Here is a 24114-nt window from a genome sequence, read left to right on the forward strand (position 1 = left end):
CAGAGATTCCTCGTGGGGCGTGCAGGCTGACCGCCACAGCTTAGCAAGGTAACGGCGGGGGCGGCGACCTGCATTGTGCCGTCGTCCCGCTGTCGGTTCAGCACCACAGCGCTTCGACCGGCGTCTCCGCAGAAAAGTGGTGGGCGACCTGGGCCTGAAGCAGCTCGGCGCAGGCCAGGGCGTCGGTAAGGGCATTGTGCGCCGGGTAGCGGGGCAGATTATAGCGGGTGCGGCTTTCGGGCAGGCGCAGTGAAACCCGCGGCCGGCGGCTGAACAGCCGCGCCGCCAGGCTGACGGGGCGATGACGGTGCTGGCGCGCTTCCAGCGCCAGCGTATCGATACAGGGAAAGGCGATCCCTTCCCCGATGCGCCGCTGCAGGGCGGCATCGAGAAATTGCCGCTCAATGCCGCGGTGGTGCACTACCAGCACCTTGCCGGCCATCAGCTCAAGCAGCGTAATAAACAGCGCGTTCAGATCCGGCGCTTTTTCCACTTCGGAATGGGTAATGCCGTGGATCACCACCGACTCGTCGCGCAGGGGGGCTCGCGGTTTCAGCAGCCAATGATGGCCGTGTTGCAGGCGGATGCGCTGCAGCGTCATCGGCACCAGACCGATGCTGACGATGTCATCGCGGCGGGCGTCGGTGCCGGTGGTCTCAAAATCCATCGCCAGCAGCGGCACCTGGCCGATTGCGGTGTCGGGCGTTACGACGCCCGCCCGGTAGAAGGCCCGCAGTGCGGGGTGCCGCGCCCGGCGAGCCAGTTCGGCCATCCGGGCCGGCCACGGCGGAGGAGAAGCGGCGGCGGGCTGCCGCGACGCCGGGTTGAACGGGTGCTTGCCGATATAGAACATGGTGACCTCAGCGTATTCGGCCGGCCTGATAGCGGTATTTCAGGAACTTCTGGGCATTGCTCAGGATCTGGAAAGCATCCTTGAGGTTTTTGCGTTCGAAATCCGACAGGTTTTCCGGCTCGATATTGTTATCCGGCTGGCGTTCGGCATCCAGATCCAGCGCCTGATGGCGGATGCGCACCATCGAGATAAACTCCAGCGCGTCACGCAGATCCTGGCCGCGCCCGTGCGGCAGAATATCCGCTTCGATAATCTCCTGCAGGCGCTCAAAGGAGTTACGGGCGCGGGAGCCGATCGCCAGCGCATGCACGCGGATCAGATCCGCCAGCGGGGCGGTGCCGCGCCGTTTCATATTGATGGAGCGGCTGTGCTGGCCGGAAGGCTCCATCACAAACCCCTTAAAAAAGCCGAGCGGCGGGGTGCGAAGCAGCGCGTTGCGCGCCATACAGGCGAGAAAACGGGCGTTATGGCGCGTCTGCTGCGCAATGCTCTGACTCAGATGTTCCGCCCACTCGGTGTTGCCCCAGACGCCGTCGAGGTCGAAAAAGATAGCGCTGTCGAGCAGGGTTTGCGGCGTGGGTTTGCCGATCCAATCGGCGAAGTAGCGTTCCCACACGGCGAGCGGCTGACGCCATCTGGCGGTGGTGGCCATAATTCCGCCGTTGCAGTAGCGGTAGCCGCAGGCCGCCAGGCCGTCGCTGACAAAGGTCGCCAGCGCAAGGAACCAGCCGTCATGACGTCGCGGATCGAAACTGTTGTCGAGCACCAGCGCATTGTCCTGGTCGGTGACGATCAACTGCTCCTGACGCGCCATCGATCCCAGCGCCAGAAAACAGTAGGGCACCGGCGGCGGCCCCAACTGCTGTTCCGCCAGCTCCAGCAGGCGCTGGGTAAAGCTGCGGCCGATGACCGCCATGGCGCTGCCGATCATTTTTGAGTTGGCGTCTTCACGCACGATGCGCCTGAAGCAGGTGCGTACTTCACCGCTCAGAGCGCACAGTTCGGCGACGCTGTTGGCGTGGAAAATGCGGCTGACCACAAACAGACTGTTCTGGGATTCATAGCGCAGGATATCCGACTGCGATATCACCCCGATGGGCTGACCCTGTCTGAGCACCGGCAGATGGTGCACATTGTGGCGCATCATGGTCAGCATGGCTTCAAACACCATCTGGTGGTGTTCGCCGTAAATCAGCTCCGGGGTCATGATCTCGCTGACCGGCGTATCCACGCTCAGTCCTTTGGCGATAACCCGGGTGCGCAGATCGCGGTCGGTGAGCATGCCGGCCATTCTGGCGGCGTTGCCCATTGCGCCCTCTGGCACGCCGGCATTCATCACCAGTAACGAAGAGACCCCTTCCGTGCTCATCGTGATGGCGGCCTCGCGCACGGTGCCGGAGGTTTCAATGGTGACCGGTTTACGACCAATCAGCGTATCGATGCGCGAGGTCAGCAGTTCGTTGGCGTCTTCGGAGCGCGCCACGGTGTGGCGCAGCCGGGTGCGGTCTTCCACCTCCACCACGTCGGCGAATGCCTCATACTGCGTAAACAGCTGGTGGAACACCGGGGCAGGGATCAGCCAGGCCAGCGTGTCTTCCAGTGCGGTCACCGGAAAGCGCACGCTGCTTTCGCGCAGCAGGCCGAACTGGCCGAAATAGCCCCCTGCGCTGAGGCGATTGTAGAGATCGCCGTTACGCCGGTAGACCTCGACGGCGCCGCTGCGGATCACGTACCAGGCGTCCACCTGCTGGCCGAAGGACAAGATGTGGCTGCCCGCCTTGAAGTAGCTGACCTCGATATTGGCGGCCGCCAGGGCCAGCGCATCAACGGGCAGCGCGTCGAAGGGCGGGTAGCGTCGCAGAAAGTCGATCATGTCCTGATGTTCGGCCTGCATGGTGACCTCCGTGGCAGCCGGAATACCGGAACGGTTCAGCTGCGTTCCGTGCTGGCGTTAGGGGCGATCCGGGGTTCCGTTGCCAGACCTTTCAGCACTGAGACCGCCGCTATCAGCAGCACGATGGCGAACGGCAGCCCGGTGGTCAGCACCATGGTCTGCAGCGCCACCAGTCCGCCGCCCAGCAGCAGCGCTATCGCGACGACGCCCTGGAAGCTGCACCAGAATACCCGCTGCGGCGTGGGCGCGTTGACTTTTCCGCCCGCCGAGATGATATCGATCACCAGCGAGCCGGAGTCCGATGAGGTGACGAAAAACACCACCACCAGCAGGATGCCGATCAGCGAAGTAATCTGCGCCAGCGGCAGCGTGTCGAGCATGGTAAACAGCTGCAGCGGCAGCTCCGCTTCGGCGACGGCCTTGTGTCCCAGGTCAAAAAACTGATGGATGGCGGTATTGCCGAGGATGGTCATCCACATCACGCAGGCCAGCGATGGGACGATCAGCACCGAGATAATAAATTCGCGTACGGTCCGGCCGCGGGATACGCGGGCGATAAACATGCCGACAAACGGCGACCAGGAGATCCACCAGGCCCAGTAGAAGGCGGTCCAGCTGGCGACGAAGTTGCCGTCTTCACGGCCGAAGGGGTTGGACAGCGCCGGCAGGTACTGCAGGTAGGCGGTCAGATTAGAGAAGAAGCCGGTCAGCAGCGCCAGGGTCGGGCCGACGATGACGACAAACAGCAGCAGCAGCGCCGCCAGCATCATATTGATTTCCGACAGGCGGCGTACGCCTTTCTCCAGCCCCGCCACCACCGACAGCAGGGTAATGGCGGTAATGCCGATCACCAACAGGATCTGCGTGGTTTCGCCCATCGGGATGCCGAACAGGTAGTTCAGCCCGGAAGCCGCCTGGGAAGCGCCCAGCCCCAGTGAGGTCGCCAGGCCAAACAGCGTGGCCAGCACCGCCAGAATATCGATGATATGCCCGGGCCAACCCCAGACCGCATCCCCCAGCAGCGGATAAAACACCGAGCGCATGGTCAGGGGCAGCCCCTTGTTAAAGGAGAACAGCGCCAGCCCCAGCGCCAACATCGCATAGATGGCCCAGGGGTGCAGCGCCCAGTGGAAGATGGTGGTGGCCATCGCCAGTTGGCGGGCGGTTTCCGGGTCGCCCGCGGCAGCGGCCAGCGGCGCGGTGTCGCTGCGTACGCCGTTTTCGATACTGACGCCGCCAAGCGCGCTGGAGAAGTGCGACAGCGGTTCCGAAACGCCGTAGAACATCAGGCCAATACCCATACCGGCCGCGAACAGCATGGAGAACCAGGCCAGATAGTTGTAGTCCGGTCTGGCCAGGGTGCCGCCCAGCCGCACCTTGCCGAGCGGGGAAAACACCACCGCCAGGCAGAGAATCACGAAGATGTTGCCGACGCTCAGAAAGAACCAACTCAGGTTGGTGGTCAGCCATTTAAGCACGCTGCTGAAGATGGGTTCCATCTGGCTGTGAAACGCCAGCGTCAAGACGACAAAGATAACGATCGCCACTCCGGAGATGACGAAGACGCGGTTATGGATATCCAGCCCGAAAGGGCCGACGCTGACCACGATATTGTCCTGGCCCACCTGATAGTCGGTATCGTACGGGTTAACCTCACCATCGGGTACCATCGGATCTTTTGAATCCGGCATAGTGATTCCTCCTAGGGAATGGTTGGTGATTGCCTGAACTCTGCGTGGGGCTGGACACAGCCTCTGGTTAGTCAGCCCGTCCAAGACGGATGATAGCGGCGGGAAGGCGGCGCAAAATGCCTGTCAACGTCTTGGCGGGGTCGATTTGCGACATGCGGCGCAGACGGGGAGCGACGGCGGTTTCCGGTCGGTGTGACGCCTGAAAGCGTCGTGAATCGGCATTTCTTGTTTTGCGTCCGTAGCGATAATGGACGCTGACATTTCAGGCTCTCGGGAGAAGGTAATGAGTATCAGCGTCTTTGATCTGTTCAAGATTGGGGTCGGCCCCTCCAGCTCACACACCGTTGGGCCGATGCGTGCCGCGCAGCGCTTTGTCCGGCAGTTAAGCGAGCAGGGCGTGCGGGATGCGGTGACGCGCGTCAGGGTGGCGCTGTTTGGCTCCCTGAGCGCCACCGGCGTGGGGCACGGTACCGATAAGGCGACGTTGATGGGGCTGATGGGCGAGTCGCCGGAAACGGTCGATCCCCGCACTATCGATCCCGCCATCCGAGCGGTGTGCGAAACCGGCTTTCTGACCCTGGCCGGCGGGGCTGGCGTGGAGTTTGACTGGAACCGCGATCTGCGTTTTGTTGATGAAGTGCTGGCATATCATCCCAACGCCATGCGTCTGACCGCCTTCAACTCGCAGGGCGTGGCGTATGAGAACACCTACTATTCGGTAGGGGGCGGGTTTGTGCTGGATGAGAGCGAGGCCACCGCGAGCGCGCATCTGGTGCCGCAGGTGGAACTGCCTTACGACTTTAACGCCTGCGCGGAACTGCTGGCGCACTGCCGTCGGCAGGGGTTAAGAATCAGTGAGCTGATGCTGGAAAATGAAAAGGTATGGCGCGATGAAGCCGAAATCCGCGCCGGTATCGCCGCCCTCTGGCAGGCGATGCAGGATTGTATTGCTCAGGGGCTGGAGAATGAGGGCGTCCTGCCGGGCGGGCTGAACGTCAAGCGCCGCGCTCCCGGGCTGTATCGTTCCCTGCAGCGGGCCACGGGCGCAAATGTGATTGGCACCACGCTGTCGGCGATGGACTGGGTCAATCTCTATGCGCTGGCGGTCAATGAGGAGAACGCCGCAGGGGGGCGTATGGTGACAGCGCCCACCAACGGTGCGGCCGGTATCGTGCCGGCGGTGTTGATGTATTACATGCGCTTCAGCGAGCAGACGCGGGAGCAGGACGTGGTGGACTTTCTGCTGGCGGCGGCGGCGGTAGGGGCGCTGTGTAAGAAAAATGCCTCGATTTCCGGCGCGGAGGTGGGCTGCCAGGGCGAGGTCGGCTCTGCCTGCGCCATGGCCGCCGCCGGGCTGACCGAGGTGCTGGGCGGTACGCCGGAGCAGGTGGAAAATGCGGCCGAGATCGCGCTGGAGCATAACCTGGGGCTGACCTGCGATCCGGTGGCCGGGCTGGTGCAGGTGCCCTGCATCGAGCGCAACGCCATCGCCGCGATGAAAGCGATCAACGCCGCGCAGATGGCGCTGCGGGGAGACGGACAGCACTTTGTCTCGCTCGATAAAGTGATCCGCACCATGCGCGATACCGGACGGGATATGCAGGACAAGTATAAGGAGACGTCGCGCGGCGGTCTGGCGGTGAACGCGATAGAGTGCTGAAGGTTGCCTGATGTCTGCCCGTTTATTGGGCAGATGCACCAAAAAAGCATGGGGTAGCAGGGGATTACCCCGGCCTTACCCGATCAGCATAAACCGTGCCACCTCTGTTTTTTTCATCACAACAGCGGCGCTAAATCACTATCGATGAATGATTATCGAGATATTGCGCATACATTTTAAATGTAAAAAGGAAGTGGCACATTTGTTGCCTTATTGTTTTCTGTGGAAGTGAAGAAGTATCAGACCCGTTTGTTCCCTCTCCTGACGAGAGACCACAGAGGCAAGAGCATATGTCTGAAACAAATGCATCATCCCGGGATTCTATCAATAACAATAAGACGCATACCGTTGGTTTTTTACTGGTGAACAATTTCACCATGATGGCGCTGGCGACGGCGGTTGAGCCGCTGCGCATGGCGAACCAGTTAAGCGGCCGCGAGCTGTATGACTGGCATACCATCAGCGAGGATGGCGGCGTGGTGATGGCCAGCGACGGCATTCACATTACGCCGGATTGCTCCATGGCCGATTCCAGCGCGCTGGATGTGCTGATCGTGGTGGGCGGCGTCAATATTACCCGCAGCTACAGCCGACGACAGGTGAGCTGGCTGCAGGCGATGGCGCGCAAGCAAATTCTGATTGGCGGCGTCTGTACCGGCCCCTATCTGCTGGCGGAAGCCGGGCTGCTGGACGGTTACCACTGCAGCGCGCACTGGGAGTGTATCGCCTCGATGCAGGAAGCCTATCCCAAGGTACGCTGCACCAATCAGCTGTTTGTCATCGAGCGCGACCGCATGACCTGCAGCGGCGGCACGGTGCCGATGGATATGATGCTCAGTATGATCAAGCGTGATTTTGGCTATCAGCTGACGGCGGCGATCTCGGAGATGTTTATCTGCGATCGGGTGCGCAACGAGTCGGACTACCAGCGTATCCCTTTGCGCCACGTGCTGGGGACCGCGCAGCCGAACCTGGTGGAGGCGGTGTCGCTGATGGAGGCCAATATCGAAGAGCCGATCGATCTGGATCAGCTGGCCACCTATGTGGGGCTGTCCCGCCGCCAGCTTGAACGTCTGTTTCAGAAGTACCTGCAATGCTCGCCCTCCCGCTACTATATGAAGCTCCGCCTGTTCCGGGCACGGCAACTGCTGAAGCAGACCTCGATGTCGATTATCGAAATCGCGCTGGCCTGCGGTTTTGTCTCGACGCCGCACTTTAGCAAATGCTACCGCGAGCATATCGGTATTCCGCCGCGCGAGGAGCGACGCGGTATACGCAGCCAGGTGCTGAGTGAAACCCTGCCGCAGTTGGTGACCACCGCGCTGCCCGGCCTGAACGGCAAGAAGGAGCGCGTGGCGTCGGCGGTGGCGGTGCGCGCCCTGAGCGAGGCGCGCTTTGAGCCGACCTACGGTTCGGTGACGCTGGGTTGGAGCTCGCCGCCCTGAAGTGCTGAACATCATGCTTATTCTGCTGCCGCCTGCCCGCAACGGGCGGGCGGCGGCTATGTAGCCCAGTCTTCCAGCAGGTGGGCGTGGCCTATGGCTCGACGCGTCCCCGGTCATTCACGATGTCTCCACGTTCCGTCATAACGTCCGCATCGGCTTTCTCTTCCTACAGGAACGAACCCCAGCTCGGCTTTACCGGCCGCAGGATGATGGCGTCGCCTTCGCGGGCGATCTCCGGTTCATTGACACCCTCAAAATCCAGATCGCTCGGCGCCGGCTGCGCTCTGGGTCAGTCAGGTGACGTTTTCAGAACACTTTCTTTGTGGGGTTAACCCTATGCTGTCGAACATCAGGGCCGCTCTGGCCGTTACAGACAGGGGGTGAAAAGATGGACGCAGAACAGTTGCACAACGACGCCATTATTATCGATGGTCTGGTGATTGCGAAGTGGGATCGCGAGCTGTTTGAGGATATGCGGCGCGGCGGCCTGACCGCGGCGAACTGTACGGTGTCGGTCTGGGAAGGGTTCCAGAGCACCGTGGACAATATCGTCGCGATGAACGCGCTGCTCGAGCAGAATTCGGATCTGGTGATAAAGGTGCGCACCACTGCAGATATTCACCGCGCCAAAGCGGCGGGCAAGACCGGCGTGCTGATGGGGTTCCAGAATGCCAATGCCTTTGAGGATCAGCTCGGCTACGTGCAGATATTCAAGGATCTTGGCGTTGGGGTGGTGCAGATGGCCTACAACACCCAGAACCTGGTGGGCACCGGCTGCTATGAGCGCGACGGCGGTCTGTCCGGCTACGGCCGGGAAGTGGTGGCGGAAATGAACCGTGCCGGCGTTATGTGCGATCTCTCCCATGTCGGAGCCAAAACCTCCGAGGAGGTGATTCTGGCGTCGGAAAAGCCGGTCTGCTATTCGCACTGCCTGCCTTCCGGCCTGAAGGATCATCCGCGCAATAAGTCCGATGCGGAGCTGAAGTTTATTGCCGACCACGGCGGCTTTGTCGGCGTCACCATGTTTACGCCGTTCCTGAAAAACGGCATTCACTCCACTATCGACGACTATGTCGAGGCCATCGAATACATCTTCAATCTGGTGGGAGAAGATCAGATCGGTATCGGCACCGACTTCACCCAGGGCCAGGATCAGGCCTTTTTCGAGTGGCTCACCCACGACAAAGGTTACGCCCGCCATCTGACCAGCTTCGGCAAGATCATCAACCCTGAAGGGATCCGCACCCTCGGTGAATTCCCCAATCTGACCGAGGCCCTGCTGCGTCACGGATTCAGCGAACATCAGGTGCGCAAGATTATGGGCGAGAACTGGGTCCGCGTTCTGGCTGAGGTATGGGGCGAATAACCGCCAAGATGAAGATTGTCCGGGAGAAACCATGAGCTCACATGCACCTGAACTGCCGATTGCGGTAGACGACGAAACCGGCGTCTGGACCAGCGATGCGCTGCCGATGCTGTACGTACCGCGTCACTTTTTCGTCAACAACCATATGGCGATCGAAGAAGAGATTGGCGCAGAACGCTATGCGGCGATCCTGTATAAGGCGGGTTACAAATCCGCCTACTACTGGTGTGAAAAGGAGGCGGAAGCCCACGGCATCGCCGGCGCTGCGGTGTTTGAGCACTATATGAAGCGGCTCTCTCAGCGCGGCTGGGGGCTGTTTATCATCGAGGCGCTCAATCTGGAGCAGGGCACGGCCCGTATCCGTCTGGAACACTCCGCGTTTGTTTATCAGTACGGCAAGGTCAACCGCAAAGTCGATTACATGTTTACCGGCTGGTTCGCCGGCGCCATGGATCAGGTAGCCCAGAGCCTGGGCTATGCGGTCAGAACCCGGGCGGTTCAGACCCGGAGCGCTGCCGAAGAGGGAAGTGACTACGGCGTGTTTGAGGTAGCGCCGCTGTAATACGCGATGGCCGCCTGCGGGCGGCCTGGGTTTAAGCATTGAATCAGGGTGTTGCCATGTCCCAGTTTGATCTCCTGTTCCAGCCGTTGAATATCAATAAGCTGACCATCCGTAACCGCATCGTCAGTACCGCCCACGCCGAGGTGTATGCCACCGACGGCGGCATGACCACCGATCGCTACGTCAAATATTACGAAGAGAAGGCGAAAGGAGGCTGTGGCCTCTGTATCTGCGGCGGCTCCAGCGTGGTGTCGATCGACAGCCCGCAGAGCTGGTGGAGCTCGGTGAACCTGTCGACCGACCGCATCATCCCTCATTTCCAGAACCTGGCCGATGCGGTGCACAAGCACGGCGGCAGGATCATGATCCAGATTTCCCATATGGGGCGCCGTTCGCGCTGGGACGGTGAAAACTGGCCCAACCTGATGTCGCCGTCGGGCATTCGCGAGCCGGTGCACCGCGCGACCTGCAAGACCATCGAGGTGGAAGAGATCCGGCGGGTGATCGGCGATTTCGCCCGGGCGGCGGTGCGCGCCAAAGAGGGCGGCCTCGACGGCGTGGAGCTTTCCGCCGTGCATCAGCACATGATCGATCAGTTCTGGTCGCCGCGGGTCAACAAGCGCACCGACGAGTGGGGCGGCAGCTTTGAAAACCGCATGCGTTTCGGTATGGAAGTGCTGAAGGCGGTGCGCGAAGCGGTAGGCCCGGATTTTGTGGTGGGCATGCGCATCACCGGTGACGAATTCCATCCTGACGGCCTGAGCCATGAGGATATGAAGCAGATCGCCGCCTACTACGACGGAACCGGCATGGTGGACTACTTTGGCGTGGTCGGCTCGGGCTGCGATACCCATAACACGCTGGCCAACGTTATTCCGAATATGAGCTACCCGCCGGAGCCGTTCCTGCACCTGGCGGCCGGGATCAAAGACGTGGTGTCGGTACCGGTGATCCACGCTCAGAACATCAAGGATCCGAATCAGGCGCAGCGCATTCTGGAGCAGGGCTATGTTGATTTTGTCGGCATGACCCGGGCCCATATCGCCGATCCGCACCTGATCGCCAAGATCAAACTGAATCAGGTCGACCAAATCCGCCAGTGCGTGGGCGCCAATTACTGCATCGACCGCCAGTATATGGGGCTGGACGTGCTGTGCATCCAGAACGCGGCGACCTCGCGCGAATATATGGGGCTGCCGCATAGTATTACCAAGAGCGAAGGCCCGCAGCGCAAGGTGGTGGTGATCGGCGGCGGTCCCGGCGGGATGGAGGCGGCGCGGGTGGCGGCCGAGCGCGGTCATCAGGTCACGCTGCTGGAACGCGGCGCGGAGCTGGGCGGGCAGGTATCGATCGCCGCCCGGGCGCCGCAGCGCGACCAGATGGCGGGCATTACCCGCTGGCTGGCGATGGAGCTGCAGCGGCTGGGGGTGGCGATTCAGCTGAATACCGAAGCGGATGCCGCCACGGTGCGCGATCTGCGGCCGGATGTCTGCATTCTGGCGACCGGCGGTCGTCCGTTCCTGGAGCAAAACCCGGAGTGGGGCGCGGACGACGGGCGGGTGGTGTCCAGCTGGGATATCCTGACCGGCGCCGTCGAGCCGGGTAAAAACGTGCTGATTTACGACACCATCTGTGAATTCACCGGCATGTCGACCGCCGACTACCTGACCGCCAAAGGGGCGCTGGTGGAACTGGTGACCGATGATATCAAGCCCGGCGTCGGCATCGGCGGCACCACCTTCCCGACCTATTACCGCAGCCTGTATGAAAAGGCGGTGATCATGACTTCGGATCTGGCGCTGGAGGCGGTATACCGCGAAGGCGACAAGCTGGTGGCGGTGTTGGAAAACGAGTACACCGGCCAGAAAGAGGAGCGGGTGGTGGACCAGGTGGTGGTCGAAAACGGCACCCGGCCGAACGAAGAGCTGTACTACCAGCTGAAGGCGGAATCGCGCAATCAGGGGCAGATCGATAACGAGGCGCTGTTTGCCGCTCAGGCGCAGCCGGTACTGGCTGAGACGGGCGAGAGCATGATCCTCTGGCGGCTGGGGGACTGTGTGTCGCAACGCAACGTCCATGCGGCGATCTACGACGCACTGCGCCTGTGCAAGGATCTATAACCCAACGCCCACCCGGCTTATTGCGAGAGAGGACACCATGATACTCGACAGATTACTCCCCGTGTTGCTGGTGATGGCACTGCTGCTGGCGGCGGTCGGTATGATCCGGCGGATCCGCCTCTGGCGCGCCGGCCGGCCGGAAAAGGTGGCCCTGCTGGCCGGACTGATGGCGATGCCGCGCCGCTATCTGGTGGATCTGCACCATGTGGTGGCGCGGGATAAGGTGATGTCGAACACCCACGTGGCGACCGCGGGCGGCTTTGTGCTGTCGATGCTTTTGATCCTGGCGGTTCACCTGTTTGGCATCCATAGCCGCTGGCTGGCTGGCGCGCTGTTAGGTGCGTTGGCGCTGATGCTGACCGGGGCGCTGTTTGTCTATCGCCGCCGTCGCCATCCGCCGGCGCGGCTGTCGAAGGGGGCGTGGATGCGGCTGCCGAAAAGCCTGTTGGTCTTCGCAGCCAGTTTTTTTATCGCTACGCTGCCGGCGGCGGGTATCCTGCCTGAAGGCAGCGGCGGCTGGCTCTTGGCGGCGCTGTTGGCCGGCGGGATCGTCTGGGGGCTGGGGGAACTGCTGTTCGGCATGGCCTGGGGCGGGCCGATGAAGCACGCCTTTGCCGGCGCGCTGCACCTGGCATTTCACCGGCGGCCGGAGCGCTTTGGCGGCGGACGTTCCACCGCGCTGAAAGCGGTGGATCTGGCTGCGCCGAAGCTGGGGGTGGAGAAGCCTGCCGATTTTACCTGGAACCAGCTGCTCGGTTTCGACGCCTGCGTGCAGTGCGGCCGCTGCGAGGCGGTGTGTCCGGCGTTTGCCGCCGGGCAGCCGCTGAACCCCAAGAAACTGATTCAGGACATGGTGGTTGGCCTGGCCGGCGGCTCGGACGCCCGCTTTGCCGGCAGCCCCTACCCGGGCATCGAGGTCGGCAAGGCGTGCGGCGCTCCGCATCAGCCTATCGTCTCCGGGCTGATCAGTCCGGAGACGCTGTGGTCCTGCACCACCTGCCGCGCCTGCGTTGAGGAGTGCCCGATGATGATCGAGCACGTGGACGCCATCGTTGATATGCGCCGTTTCCTGACGCTGGAGAAAGGCAGCACCCCGAATAAGGGGGCCGAAGTGCTGGATAACCTGATCGTGACCGACAACCCGAACGGTTTTAACCCGCGCAGCCGCACCCACTGGGCGGCGGATCAGAACCTGCGGGTGATGAAAGAGGTGAAGCAGGCGGACGTGCTGTTCTGGGTCTCCGACGGCGCATTCGATATGCGCAGCCAGCGCATTCTGCGCGCCTTTGTGAAGATCCTGAAGGCGGCGGGAGTGGACTTTGCCGTGCTGGGGGACGAAGAACTGGACTGCGGCGACGTGGCGCGCCGTCTGGGGGATGACGCCACCTTCCAACGGCTGGCGAAGCGCAATCTCTCCACCCTGGGCAAATACCGTTTCAATCGGATCGTCACCACCGATCCGCACGCTTTTCACTGTCTGCGCAATGAGTACCCGGAATTCAGCCCCGAAGGCGAGAAGCCGGATTACGAAGTGCTGCACCATACCACCTTTATCAATGAGCTGGTGAAGGCGCAGTTGCTGACCTTGAATGACTACAAGGGCGGCGGCGTGACCTGGCACGATCCCTGCTATCTGGGGCGCTATAACGGCGAATATGAAGCCCCCCGCGAGCTGCTGGCGGAACTGGGTATTCAGCTGACCGAGATGGAACGTTCCGGCTTTCGTTCCCGCTGCTGCGGCGGTGGCGGCGGCGCGCCGATTACCGATATCCCCGGCGAGAGGCGGATTGCCGATATGCGCATGGAGGACGTCCGCGCCACCGGCGCCGAACTGGTCGCCGTCGGCTGTCAGCAGTGCACCGCGATGCTTGAAGGCGTGGTGGAGCCGCGTCCGGTGGTGAAGGATATTGCCGAACTGGTGGCCGAGGCGCTGGTGGAGCCGAGCGCACCGCCGGCGGCCAGGCGCAAGAGTGAACAACCTGCGATGGAGGTAGCCTGATGAGCGAGATTCTGCGCAGAGACCCGCGCGCCGAATGGATTGCGCGCAACCGCCTGCACCCGCAGCATGCGGCCATGATGATGCCGGCGGGCGAATCACGTGGCCCGTCCGGGCTGATTCGCCGCAACCCGCACGCCGTAGGTTTTATCGGCCCGAACGGCCTCCGCCGCATTGACCGGATGAATGTCGGCGCGCCGGTCGGCCGCGCCGGGCCGCAGACGGTCAGCGCGCTGCAGACGACAGCGCTGCCGCTGCACCGGGTGGAGCAGGTGGAATACTACATTGCGGTAGTACCCGATATGGTGGGTGGCCGGCTGAGCGATCACGACCGGGATGTGTTGGGTCAGGCCCATGCGCTGATTCGCGAAATCGGCGGCGCCGGAGCGGTGCTGGCCGTGGTGTTCGGCGATCACCGCGAACAGGCGTTTGATACCGCCGGCGTCGACCGGCTGTTGGAACTGAACGGCGACGGCTATCAGGCGTATGCGCCGGAGCTGCGGGTCGCCGCCCTGAACGAGGTCGACAGCCAGTTTGCACCACGTCACTGGCTGCTGCCGGACAGCGTAGCCGGCGGCTTTGAGCTGGGATGCCGGCTGGCGGCGCGTCTTGGTGAACGACCTGCGACGCAGGCCTGGCGGGTTGATGCCGCACAGAGCGTCTGCCGCGGCGCCGGCGGCAGCACCGATATTACCCGCGCCACGCCGCGTATGCTGCTGCTGGCATCGGAGTGCGCCGAACCGGTTGACGAAACCCGCCACGAGGCATTGCCGGTGCAGTTGCACCAGACGGTAAGCGTGGCGGCGCGCATTCGTGATGACGGACAGGTGGCGGTGGATCCCAACGCGGTGGCGCTGGCAGAGGCGGAGTTTATCCTTTCGGCGGGCAACGGCGTGCAGGACTGGATGCTGTTTCACCAGTGCGCCGAAGCGCTCGGCGCGACGGAAGGCGCCAGCCGGGTGGCGGTGGACGATGGCCATATGCCGCGCCAGCGTCAGGTTGGCGCTACCGGCACCTGGGTCACCGCCCGGGTTTATGTGGCGGTGGGCATTTCCGGCGCCATTCAGCATTTGCAGGGCATCGGGCAGTGCGACAAGGTGATCGCCATTAACACCGATGCCGGCTGCGATATGGTGAAGCGCGCGGCGCTCAGCGTGATTGGCGACAGCAGCGAGATTATGGCCCAGCTGATCCGGCTGGTCAGGGAGCACCATCAGGGGGAGTTTGAACATGCGGCCTGAAAAACATCATGCGGACCTGCGCGTGACCGCGCTGGTGTCGATCGGTAAGCACCCCGGCTCTGCGCGCGAGCGCCGCGCCGGGCAGGACGCCCGGGCCGTCGAGCTGGGGATGACGCTGGCGTCTGACGGACTGGAAGTGCTTCATGCGGGCGATCCTCACGCCGAGGCGCTGCGCAGCTATGCAGGGATGGGGCTGGACGTCCTGCGGGTTCTGGATCAGGAGGAGAGTGCGGATGTGGTGCCTGCTCTGTGCCGTTATCTGAGCCAGGACAAGCCGGATATTATCCTGACCGGCGTACGGGCCGAGAGCGGCGAATCGTCCGGTATGCTGCCTTACCTGCTGGGGGAGGCGCTGGGGATGCCGGTGGTGACCGGTATTGCCGATATTGTCGCTGTCGATGGCGGCGAGGCGCAGCTGCTGCAGGCGTTGCCGCGCGGCCAGCGTCGGGCGCTCAGGGTGCCGCTGCCGTTTATCGCCAGCGTTGATCTGGCGGCGCCGGCGCCACGACAGAGCGCGTTTGGCCCCGCCAGCCGGGCGCGGCTGGAAAGCACGCCGGCAGGCATCGTCTGTCCCGATGAGGTCAGGGCGCAGTGGAGCGAAGCGCCGGCCCGCAAGCGGCCAAAGCGCCTGCAGGTGGTGAAGGCGAAAACCGCCGCCGACCGTTTCAAGGCGGCGACCGCGAAGTCGCAGGGCGACGGCGGCCGCATCCTGCGCGATAAGCCGGCGCCTGAGATGGCGCAGGCGATATTCGATCTGCTGCTGGAAGAAGGCGTGGTGCGCGGCGGCCGGTGAGGCGATTTGGTCAGATTGTTTATACCGAGAAAGAGAGCGTACCGTTGCCCGGCCCTCTCAGGCGAGAGGGCCGGGGCAAAAGGGGAATCAGCCATACTGCCGTTCAACATCGGGCACGCCGATCGGGTAGTGCTCGCTGTTATCCGTCTCGCCCAGATTCTTCAGCACGGTATCGCTGTACCACTCCAGGAAATTGATCACGCCGAACTCGTAGGTTTCGGAGTAGGGGCCGGGCTGATAGCCGATGGAGTTAATGCCGCGCTGGTTCTCTTCACCCAGAACGCGATCCTGATCGTTGGTGGCATCCCAGACCTGGCGCAGGCGCTCCGGATCGTAGTCGACGCCCGGCACCGCATCCTTATGCACAAACCATTTGGTGGTCACCAGCGACTCCTGGGCCGAGATCGGTAGCACCCGGAACACGATAAAGTGATCGCTCTGCATGTGGTTCCAGGAGTTGGGCAGGTGCAGGATGCGCATCGATCCCAGCTGGCGGCTCTGAATGCGGCCGAGCAGTTTGGTGCAGCCTTCGCTGCCGTCGATGGTCATCACGTTGGCCCCCGGTTTCAGCGGCATACGCACGATGCGGTTGCGCTGGCCAAAGCTTTGGTGGCGATGCGGGATCCCTTCCTGATCCCACCGTTCGGCCTGCTGGTTGTAGTAGTCGATAAACTCCGGCGTGGCGCGCGGATCGTTGGTGTCGTCCCACTCCAGCAGGGTGTTGAGCAGTTCCGGGTGGCTGCCTGCGCAGTGGTAGCATTCGCGGTTATTTTCCAGCACCAGCTTCCAGTTGGCCTTTTCATACATCTCGGATTCGGTCGCCAGCTTGGTGTTCTCCACGTCGTACGGCGCCATATATTCTTCGAGCGTCGCCAGGAAGTCATCGAAGTCGGATTCCGGCTGCTGCTCTGCGATACAGACAAAGATAAAGCCGCCGGCGGTGCGGCAAAAGGCCGGCTTCAGGCCGTGCTGACGCGGTTCGAAGCCGTCCCCCATATGGGTGCCGGCGAACAGCAGATTACCTTTCAGATCGTAGGTCCACTGGTGGTACGGGCAGACCAGGTTCGCCACCTTGCCGCGCGGCTGCTGACAGATGCGCGAGCCGCGGTGGCGGCAGGTATTGTGGAAAGCGTTGACTGCGCCGTCGGCGTCGCGCACCACCAGAACCGGGTTCTGGCCGATTTCAAGGGTGAAGTAGTCGCCCTTTTTCGGGATTTCGCTGGTCATGCCAACGAACAGCCACTCTTTTTGAAACACTTCCTCCATATCAATGCGGAATAGGGCCGGATCGTTATACAGCGGTTGCGGCAGCGAGTAGTTCGGCTGGCGCCTTTTGAGCAAGTCGGCCATCTGTTCGCGCGCATCGGTAATGCTGGCGCAGGTGATATTCAGCAGATCGTTATGACTCATGATGTTGCTCTTCTCATTCAGATCAAAAAGTGTGTCGCGCCCGCGCGCGGACGCATCCTGGTTGCAACAACGCCCCGTTCCCGGTCACCCCATTGGAGAAATGGGTCACTGTTGGATCAGATGCTGCACCCGCTCGAGAACAAGGAATGTTCTGGCTGCGACACCAATCCCCTCCGTTAGAGACGTTGAGGGAACATATTGTTGTCCGGTGGTTTTTTCAGATATCTCGATGTCGTGAATAAGTAAATGGCAAAGGGGGGTTGAACTGAAAATTCAGTCGTATTACGGCCGCGCCGAACCATCGCGAGCTATTCATCGACACCTGGCCCACAGGAAGCATTCCCTATGACCAACCAGACTATTTCGGTAGTAAATACCGGCGCTTTTGAGCCCGTAACCACCCAGACTTGGATCAACGGTCGTCATGCTGTGCGTTGCGTCAAAGTGATTCAGGAAACCTGGGATGTAAAAACCTACTGCTTTATGGCCGAGCAGCCGATCATGTTCTTCTTTAAGCCTGGCCAGTTTGTCACCCTGGAGCTGGAGATCGACAGCGAGCAGGTGTTCCGTTCCTACACCATTTCCAGTTCGCCGTCGGTACCCTACAGTTTCTCGATCACGGTCAAACGGGTGCCGGGGGGCAAGGTATCCAACTGGCTGCATGACAACATGAGCGAGGGGATGGAGCTGGCGGTGCATGGTCCGGTTGGCCAATTTAACTGTATCGATAACCCGAGCGACCGGGTGCTGTTTCTGTCGGGAGGCGTCGGCATCACGCCGGTGATGTCGATGGCGCGCTGGTATTTTGATACCAACGCCGACGTCGATATGGTGTTTGTTCACAGTGCGCGTACGCCGCGCGATATTATTTTCCAGCGCGATCTGGAGAATATGGCCGCGCGCATCGCCAACTTTAAGCTGAACCTGATTTGCGAACGCTATGAGTCAGGCCAGAACTGGGGCGGCTATCGCGGATTTTTTAATCACGCGATGCTGGAAATGATGGCCCCCGATTTTATGGAGCGCGAAGTCTACTGCTGCGGTCCGGCGCCTTATATGAAGGCGGTGCGCAACATGCTGCAGGAAGCCGGGTTTGATATGCGTCGCTATCACGAGGAGTCGTTCGGCGCGACGCCGGAGCCGGTAAAAGAGCAGGCGCAGCAGGATGCCGAACAGGCGGCCGAAGAGGCCGAAGCGATACCGCGTTCCGACCTGATTCAGGTGTTCTTCGCCAGTACCGGCAAGAGCGTGCAGATCGCGCCGGGGGAAACCGTACACGCCGCCGCCGCCAAACTGGGGCTGCATATTCCCAAAGCCTGCGGCATGGGCATCTGCGGCACCTGCAAGGTGAAGCGGCTGGAGGGCGCGGTCGAGATGGCGCATAACGGCGGCATTACCGATGAGGATGTCGAAGAGGGCTATATTCTCTCCTGCTGCAGCGTGCCGACGGGGGATGTGGTGGTGGAGTATTAAGGCAGATGCGACCACGGAGGGAACTGTCCCTCTTGGCAGCCGGGAAAACCCCGGGCGGGCAGCCCGGGGCGTAATTTATGATGCGCGCGCGACGCCGCGCAGTTGGTGTTGGCTGCTCAGCAACGCCCAGCCGCTCAGCAGCGCCACCATCATCAGGTAGTAGCTTGGCGCCAGGCTGGTGCCGGTCATGCTGATGAGCAAGGTGCAAATCAGCGGCGCGAAGCCGCCGAACACCGTCACCGCCACGTTATAGCCGATCGCCATACCGCTGGCGCGGGTCTCCATCGGGAACAGATCCGCCATCACCGACGGCACCGTGGAGAAATACACCGATTTCAGCAGCGCCATCCAGCCGACCAGCAGCATCAGGGTCAGCGGCGTGGTGTGGTTGACCACCAGACGGAACGCCGGGTAGATGCTGACCACCAGCAACAGCAGCGAACTCCACATCAGCGGCAGCCGGCCGACTTTTTCCGCCCATAGTCCCACCAGCGGCGTCACCACCGTCAGGATTACGCCGGCCAGCAGCGTTGCGCTGAAGGCCACCGACCCCGGTAGATGCAGGTTCTTGGTGGCGTAGGTCGGCACATAGTTGAGCATGTAGTTGATGGCGGTGGAGATCACCATCAGCCCGATAGCCAACAGCAGCAGTCGTTTTTGACTGCCCAGCAGCGTCTTGAGCGGCGCTCTGGCCTTCACATGCTGTTTGAAGCTGGCCGGCTCATGGACGTGACGGCGAATATACAGCCCCACCGGGCCAATCAACAGGCCGAAGGCGAAGGGAATGCGCCAACCCCATTCCTGAATCTGCGCTTCGCTCAACCAGTAGGTCATGCCCAGACCAAACGCCGAGGCCAGCAGGGTACTGGCCCCCTGGGTAGCAAACTGCCAGCTGGCGATAAACGCCTTGCGTTCGGGGAAGTGTTCTACCAGAAACGCGGTTGAGCTGCCGAACTCGCCGCCGGCGGAGAAACCCTGGATCAGACGGGCGAGCAGAATCATCAGCGGTGCCGCCAGCCCGATGGTGGCGTAAGACGGCATAAAGGTGATGATAACGCCGCCGAGCATCATCAGGCTGATTGACGCCAGCAGGGCTTTTTTACGTCCGACGCGGTCGGCGTAGGCGCCCAGCACCACGGCGCCCAGCGGGCGGATCAGAAAGGAGACGCCGAAGCTGCCGAAGGTCAGCAGCATTGAGACGGCGGGATCTTCGGTGGGAAAGAAGGCATGGGCGATATAATTGGCGAAAAAGCCGTAAACGGCGATATCGAACCATTCCAGGGCGTTGCCGATGCAGGTGGCGAACAGCGTTTTGTAGAGATGCGGCTTATTGCCGGCAGCCGGCGTGTGGGCGGGCGTACTCATCGTGTCGCCTCCCGCCGGCGCTGCGCCAGCACGTCACCACCGTTCTCGCCGAGCTCCCAGAACAGGCGCGTCATAATCTGCAGTCCTTCCCGGGCGATGGATTGCAGCATATGTTCATTTACCCCGTGCTGGCCGCAGGCCGGGTAGGAATGCGGCACCCACAGCGTGGGCAGCTCCAGAATATCGGCGAACACGTCGTTAGGCAGCGAACCGCCGAGGTTAGGCAGCAACGCCGGTTTTTTACCGCTGGTGTGCTGCATGATATCAAGCGCCCAGTGCACCAGCGGGTCCTGAGGGTTGAGGCGGGTGGCGGGGGAGCCGCGCAGCCACTCCACCTCGACATTGCCAAAGCCGCGCGCCTGCAGGTGGGCCTGCAGGTGTTCGACCAGCCGTTGCCAGTCGGTGCCGACCACAAAGCGCAGCTGGCAGACCGCCGTGGCGCTGGCGGGGATGGCATTCATCGGGCGTTGCGGATTGCCGGTCTGGTAGGCCAGTACTTCCAGCGTATTCCAGCCGTAGAGCCGCTCGCTGGGCGTTAATCCTGCTTCACCCCAGTTTTCATCAATCTGCGGGTCGTGGGGTTGGCCGCCGACATCCAGCTCGCGCAAAATAGCGCGCATGGCGTCATCCAGCGCCGGCGGCTGTAATGCGGCGACCTGCAGCTGGCCATGCTGATTGACCAGCGAGGCGAGGGCGTTGGCAAGCTGGGTGCCGGGATTGCTGAGCAGGCCGCCCCAGTTGCCGGAGTGGTAGGCGTTGTCCCGCGCGCGAATACTCAGGCGGAAATTGACGCAGCCGCGTGAGCCGAGGAACAGCGTCGGCTGCATGGCGTTCAGCCGCGGGCCGTCGGAGGCGATAAACAGATCGGCCTGCAGCAGATCTTGCTGACGACGGCAGATCTCCGCCAGTCCCGGGGAGCTGATCTCTTCCCCCATTTCGAAGATCAGTTTGCAGTTAAAACCCAGCCTGCTGCCGCGCGCCTGAAACACCTGTTCCAGAGCGGCGAGGTTGATGCTGTGCTGCCCTTTGTTATCGGCGCTGCCGCGCCCGTACCAGCGGTCGCCTTCCTCATGCAGCCGCCACGGGGAGAGATCGCTGCGCCAGTTGTCATCATCGCCGAAGACGACGTCGCCGTGGCCGTAGCTCAGCAGGGTTGGCAGCGCAGGATCCTCGATGTGTACGGCGATCAGAAACGGTCGGTTGGCCGCTTCCGGGTTATCGCACAGATGGAGTTCAAAGCCGAGCGCGCGCAGCGGCGGCATGATCTCCTGCTGTAGATATTGCATCAGCAGCGCATCGCAATCCTGCTTCTGGCTCTCCGTTTGCAGGGCAATACGGCGCGCCAGCACCTGCCGAAACGCCCCGCTGTCAAAATAGGCGTTTGCCCGTTGTACCACCTGTTCACCCGTCATGGTTGCTTCCCGTTGTGTTTGTTGTTGATGTTGTGTTGGTTTTCGTTGTTATGCGGGTATCTAAGCTAAAATTGAGGTTTGCCACAATTGTCTATTTAACAAACAAGCTTTGCTGTTATAACAAGGCTTGTTTGCCCTGTTGTGAAGCATGCGCCGCCAGGAGGCCCCGGAATGATCAGTAGTGAAGTGCGTTTTTTTCTGGCGGTGGCCGGCAGCGGTTCGCTGAGTGCCGCCAGCGAACAGTTGTTTGTAGCGGTATCGGCCATCAGCCGCAAGATTCAGCGCCTGGAGGCGCAGGTGGGAGCACCGCTGTTTGAGCGCCATGCGCGCGGAATGGTGCTGACTGAAGCCGGACAGATTTTTGAAAACCACCTGCGCAAGAGCCTGCTGAATATTGAACAGGCGATGGCGGAAATTAAGGGGCTGAAAGCGGTGCGGCGTACGGCGCTGCGGGTGGCATGCTCTAACGGTCTGGCCTTTTCGCTGCTGCCGCAGCTGATGGCCCGTTTCCGCGCGCTGAATCCGGCGGTGACCTTTGTGCTGACGGTGGCGGACAGCAAAAGCCTGGCGCGTCTGGTGCGTAACGGTGAATGCGATCTGGCGCTGCAGTTCAGCCTGCACCCCGAGCAGGGGGTAGATGTGGTCGCCTCGTGGGCGGCGCCGGTATTGCTGCTGATGCACAGTGAGCATCCGCTGGCGAATCAGCCGGTGGCGCTGACCGACCTGTGTCACTATCCGGTGTGTTTGCCGGAGCCTGGCACCACGGTACGTCAGCTGTTTGATATCTGCTGCCAGATAAACGGTACGTTTATCGAGCCGGTGTTGACCTGTGACAACTTTGCCGCGCTGTTCAATTTTTTGCAGGTTTCACCGCGTTCGGTGGCTATTTGCAGCCAGTTCACCGTATTGCCGCTGTTATCGCAGCAGCCAATCACCATCAAATCCTTTGGCGTAGACTCGCTCAGCCAGCGAACGCTGCAGTTACAGCTGCCGCCGGGGCGACAGCGCAGCGCCGCGCTGCAGCTGTTTGTCGAATTTGTCACCGAGACGCTGGAGCGGGAGGACTGCGCTGTACGCCGCCGCTATGCGCTATAGGCGGATATTCAGGCTGAGGACCGGGTGAAAATTCGGCCTTTGTCAGGCCATGAGGCCGGGCGCGCCTTTTTTGAACAACTGGAGCACTAGCCCGTTGATTATGCTTGCTTGTCGGCGTAGCGCTGTATTATATTGCGCAGCACGGAGACGGAACGTTTCCGCCAGAATTCGCCGGCTTAGCTCAGTAGGTAGAGCAACTGACTTGTAATCAGTAGGTCACCAGTTCGACTCCGGTAGCCGGCACCAATTAAAAAAGCCACCTCATTGAGGTGGCTTTTTTGCTTTTATCTGACCCGTCCTAAATAGCGTTGACACATTTTACTCACGAACAGAGGAAAGTGTGATGAACCAGTATGTTAAACGCACGCAACGCGATTACCCTCTATCCTTTAAATTGGCCGTCGTCCAACAGGTCGAAAAAGGCGAGATGACTTACCGTCAGGCACAAGACCGCTACGGTATCCAGGGCAGTCATACCGTCATGAACTGGCTGCGTAAATATGGCCAACTCGACTGGCGTTCGTCCTCTTCAACCAGACTGTGCGGAGATGATATGCCCAAGTTACCCCTGACTCCTGAACAGCGCATCAAAGAACTCGAACAGCAACTGGCTGAATCTGAAGTCAAAGCGCAGTTCTTTGAAGCCGTCGTAAAAGTGATGAATACCGAGTTCGGAGCTACCCTGACAAAAAAGCAGTTGGCTGCCTTATCGCGCAAACACAAGCGCCACGACTCACGGTAGCACGCGCCTGCCGGTGGATGGGTATCAGCCGGCAGGCATGGTATCAGTCCTTGCAACGTGAACGTGGAAGAGAAGAGCAAGCCCACCATATAGTGGAGCAGGTGACCGCTATCCGCTTACACCAGCCCCGACTGGGTACACGCAAGCTGCACCACTTACTGCGACAGCAGCCGGAAGCCCCCGTGCATGTGGGGCGAGACCGCCTGTTCCGGATACTGCGCTGCGCCCGTTTACTGGTGATGCCTAAACGGGCGTATCATAAGACAACGCACAGCCATCATCGTTTTTACCGTCATCCCAACTTGCTGAAAGCGGGAGAACATCAGGTTATAGCCAGCCGCCCGGAACAGGTGTGGGTAGCGGATATCACCTATCTGCCGCTGAAAACAGGAACGGCGTATATCAGTCTGATAACGGATGCGTGGTCGAGAAAAATCGTGGGGTATCATGTGCATGACAGCCTGCATACCCGGCATGTCGCCTGTGCGTTCAAAATGGCGCTGGCCAGCAGGCGCACCGCAGCTCCGTTGGTACATCACTCGGACCGGGGGATCCAGTACTGCTCGCAGGAATATCAGACGTTACACAAGCGACATGGCGTCACCTGTTCGATGACAGACGGGTATGACTGTTACCAGAATGCGCTGGCGGAGAGGATAAACGGGATACTGAAAACGGAATACCTGCTTGGCAAACCGAAAGACATCGTGCAGGCAAGAAAGATGGTCAGGCAGTCTGTGGAAATCTACAACGCACGGCGACCGCATCTGTCGCTACAATACAAAACGCCCGATGAGGTTCATCGGGCGTTATAAGGCTGAAAAGTGTCAACCTATATCAGGACTAGTCAATCCCGATCGGCTAAATAGATTAAATCCAAGAATAATCCTTAGCGAAACCGATGTCGTTGTGGCGATTTTTTATCGTGTTTATGCGTTTTCTTTGAACGTGCCATTGTGGGGCATGGCGGTTAAGTATATACAAATAATAATTTTT

At 61.1% G+C, this 24114-nt stretch carries 16 protein-coding genes, 1 tRNA gene and 2 pseudogenes; 12 read left to right on the forward strand and 7 right to left on the reverse strand.

The genetic code is table 11. From position 1 onward, the window contains the following. Positions 1–97: 97 nt before the first annotated feature. The 3 genes from FO014_RS18055 to FO014_RS18065 are packed head-to-tail and all read right to left on the reverse strand — an operon-like array spanning position 98 to position 4438. Positions 98–853: a 3'-5' exonuclease gene (locus FO014_RS18055; RefSeq protein ID WP_160030511.1), complete on the reverse strand. Its 756-nt coding sequence runs from the start codon at positions 851–853 to the stop codon at positions 98–100. A gap of 7 nt (positions 854–860) precedes the next feature. Beyond that, on the reverse strand, positions 861–2747 hold the full coding sequence (locus tag FO014_RS18060) for a DUF294 nucleotidyltransferase-like domain-containing protein (RefSeq protein ID WP_160030512.1): 1887 nt from the start codon (positions 2745–2747) through the stop codon (positions 861–863). A gap of 35 nt (positions 2748–2782) precedes the next feature. Then, positions 2783–4438: a BCCT family transporter gene (locus FO014_RS18065; protein ID WP_160030513.1), complete on the reverse strand. Its 1656-nt coding sequence runs from the start codon at positions 4436–4438 to the stop codon at positions 2783–2785. 283 nt (positions 4439–4721) lie between these two features. Between FO014_RS18065 and FO014_RS18070 the strand changes: the two genes are divergently transcribed. Continuing rightward, entirely contained in the window at positions 4722–6098 is a 1377-nt protein-coding gene (locus tag FO014_RS18070) for an L-serine ammonia-lyase (protein WP_160030514.1), read from the forward strand. A gap of 290 nt (positions 6099–6388) precedes the next feature. Continuing rightward, a complete protein-coding gene (gbdR, locus tag FO014_RS18075; RefSeq protein WP_160030515.1) occupies positions 6389–7543 on the forward strand; it encodes a choline metabolism transcriptional regulator GbdR in 1155 nt (384 codons plus the stop codon). A 91-nt stretch (positions 7544–7634) separates the two neighbouring features. Here gbdR and FO014_RS18080 read toward each other — a convergent pair. Continuing rightward, positions 7635–7829, reverse strand: a pseudogene (locus FO014_RS18080) (AbrB/MazE/SpoVT family DNA-binding domain-containing protein); the annotation flags it as partial. A gap of 102 nt (positions 7830–7931) precedes the next feature. Here FO014_RS18080 and FO014_RS18085 point away from each other — a divergent pair. From FO014_RS18085 to etfB, 6 genes are read left to right on the forward strand one after another with little or no spacing between them, the layout of a single operon-like run. Continuing rightward, entirely contained in the window at positions 7932–8909 is a 978-nt protein-coding gene (locus FO014_RS18085) for a dipeptidase (RefSeq protein WP_160030516.1), read from the forward strand. Between the two features lie 31 nt (positions 8910–8940). After that, the gene (locus tag FO014_RS18090) at positions 8941–9471 is read left to right on the forward strand and encodes a 4-vinyl reductase (RefSeq protein ID WP_160030517.1); all 531 of its coding nucleotides are present in this window, start codon (positions 8941–8943) and stop codon (positions 9469–9471) included. Positions 9472–9527: 56 nt separating this feature from the next. Continuing rightward, positions 9528–11591, forward strand: a complete 2064-nt coding sequence (dgcA, locus tag FO014_RS18095; RefSeq protein WP_160030518.1) for a dimethylglycine demethylation protein DgcA — start codon at positions 9528–9530, stop codon at positions 11589–11591. Between the two features lie 40 nt (positions 11592–11631). Further along, the gene (locus tag FO014_RS18100) at positions 11632–13590 is read left to right on the forward strand and encodes a (Fe-S)-binding protein (RefSeq protein WP_160031437.1); all 1959 of its coding nucleotides are present in this window, start codon (positions 11632–11634) and stop codon (positions 13588–13590) included. Next, complete coding sequence (gene etfA, locus FO014_RS18105; RefSeq protein WP_160030519.1) at positions 13590–14828, forward strand: electron transfer flavoprotein subunit alpha; 1239 nt, start codon at positions 13590–13592, stop codon at positions 14826–14828. Before FO014_RS18100 ends, etfA begins: the two co-directional genes overlap by 1 nt. Then, positions 14818–15621: an electron transfer flavoprotein subunit beta gene (gene etfB, locus FO014_RS18110; RefSeq protein WP_160030520.1), complete on the forward strand. Its 804-nt coding sequence runs from the start codon at positions 14818–14820 to the stop codon at positions 15619–15621. Before etfA ends, etfB begins: the two co-directional genes overlap by 11 nt. An 87-nt stretch (positions 15622–15708) precedes the next feature. On the opposite strand, the gene FO014_RS18115 is transcribed toward etfB, so the two are convergent. Continuing rightward, a complete protein-coding gene (locus FO014_RS18115) occupies positions 15709–17031 on the reverse strand; it encodes an aromatic ring-hydroxylating oxygenase subunit alpha (protein WP_105233441.1) in 1323 nt (440 codons plus the stop codon). Positions 17032–17376: 345 nt separating this feature from the next. Here FO014_RS18115 and FO014_RS18120 point away from each other — a divergent pair, with 345 nt between their 5' ends. Beyond that, the gene (locus FO014_RS18120; protein ID WP_160030521.1) at positions 17377–18504 is read left to right on the forward strand and encodes an FAD-binding oxidoreductase; all 1128 of its coding nucleotides are present in this window, start codon (positions 17377–17379) and stop codon (positions 18502–18504) included. A gap of 75 nt (positions 18505–18579) precedes the next feature. Here the strand turns inward: FO014_RS18120 and FO014_RS18125 are convergent, their stop codons facing one another. Then, positions 18580–19869, reverse strand: coding sequence for an MFS transporter (locus FO014_RS18125; RefSeq protein ID WP_160030522.1), 1290 nt, complete (start codon positions 19867–19869; stop codon positions 18580–18582). Beyond that, positions 19866–21281 (reverse strand): M20 family metallopeptidase, encoded by a 1416-nt coding sequence (locus tag FO014_RS18130; protein ID WP_160030523.1) that lies wholly within the window; start codon positions 21279–21281, stop codon positions 19866–19868. Before FO014_RS18130 ends, FO014_RS18125 begins: the two co-directional genes overlap by 4 nt. A gap of 171 nt (positions 21282–21452) precedes the next feature. On the opposite strand from FO014_RS18130, the gene FO014_RS18135 reads away from it, so the two are divergent. The 3 genes and pseudogenes from FO014_RS18135 to FO014_RS18145 all read left to right on the forward strand — a co-directional run bounded on the left by FO014_RS18135 (position 21453) and on the right by FO014_RS18145 (position 23965). Continuing rightward, positions 21453–22376 (forward strand): LysR family transcriptional regulator, encoded by a 924-nt coding sequence (locus tag FO014_RS18135; protein WP_160030524.1) that lies wholly within the window; start codon positions 21453–21455, stop codon positions 22374–22376. Between the two features lie 170 nt (positions 22377–22546). Continuing rightward, positions 22547–22622 (forward strand) — tRNA-Thr (locus FO014_RS18140). Positions 22623–22719: 97 nt separating this feature from the next. Then, positions 22720–23965, forward strand: a pseudogene (locus FO014_RS18145) (IS3 family transposase). Positions 23966–24114: the final 149 nt, after the last annotated feature.

It is taken from the genome of Serratia rhizosphaerae (assembly GCF_009817885.1).
Classification (GTDB): domain Bacteria; phylum Pseudomonadota; class Gammaproteobacteria; order Enterobacterales; family Enterobacteriaceae; genus Serratia_B; species Serratia_B rhizosphaerae.

Coding starts and splice junctions, on each gene's coding strand:
- FO014_RS18055 (WP_160030511.1), bottom strand. CDS start 853: ATGTTCTATATCGGCAAGCACCCGTTCAACCCGGCGTCGCGGCAGCCC.
- FO014_RS18060 (WP_160030512.1), bottom strand. CDS start 2,747: ATGCAGGCCGAACATCAGGACATGATCGACTTTCTGCGACGCTACCCG.
- FO014_RS18065 (WP_160030513.1), bottom strand. CDS start 4,438: ATGCCGGATTCAAAAGATCCGATGGTACCCGATGGTGAGGTTAACCCG.
- FO014_RS18070 (WP_160030514.1), top strand. CDS start 4,722: ATGAGTATCAGCGTCTTTGATCTGTTCAAGATTGGGGTCGGCCCCTCC.
- gbdR (WP_160030515.1), top strand. CDS start 6,389: ATGTCTGAAACAAATGCATCATCCCGGGATTCTATCAATAACAATAAG.
- FO014_RS18085 (WP_160030516.1), top strand. CDS start 7,932: ATGGACGCAGAACAGTTGCACAACGACGCCATTATTATCGATGGTCTG.
- FO014_RS18090 (WP_160030517.1), top strand. CDS start 8,941: ATGAGCTCACATGCACCTGAACTGCCGATTGCGGTAGACGACGAAACC.
- dgcA (WP_160030518.1), top strand. CDS start 9,528: ATGTCCCAGTTTGATCTCCTGTTCCAGCCGTTGAATATCAATAAGCTG.
- etfA (WP_160030519.1), top strand. CDS start 13,590: ATGAGCGAGATTCTGCGCAGAGACCCGCGCGCCGAATGGATTGCGCGC.
- etfB (WP_160030520.1), top strand. CDS start 14,818: ATGCGGCCTGAAAAACATCATGCGGACCTGCGCGTGACCGCGCTGGTG.
- FO014_RS18115 (WP_105233441.1), bottom strand. CDS start 17,031: ATGAGTCATAACGATCTGCTGAATATCACCTGCGCCAGCATTACCGAT.
- FO014_RS18120 (WP_160030521.1), top strand. CDS start 17,377: ATGACCAACCAGACTATTTCGGTAGTAAATACCGGCGCTTTTGAGCCC.
- FO014_RS18125 (WP_160030522.1), bottom strand. CDS start 19,869: ATGAGTACGCCCGCCCACACGCCGGCTGCCGGCAATAAGCCGCATCTC.
- FO014_RS18130 (WP_160030523.1), bottom strand. CDS start 21,281: ATGACGGGTGAACAGGTGGTACAACGGGCAAACGCCTATTTTGACAGC.
- FO014_RS18135 (WP_160030524.1), top strand. CDS start 21,453: ATGATCAGTAGTGAAGTGCGTTTTTTTCTGGCGGTGGCCGGCAGCGGT.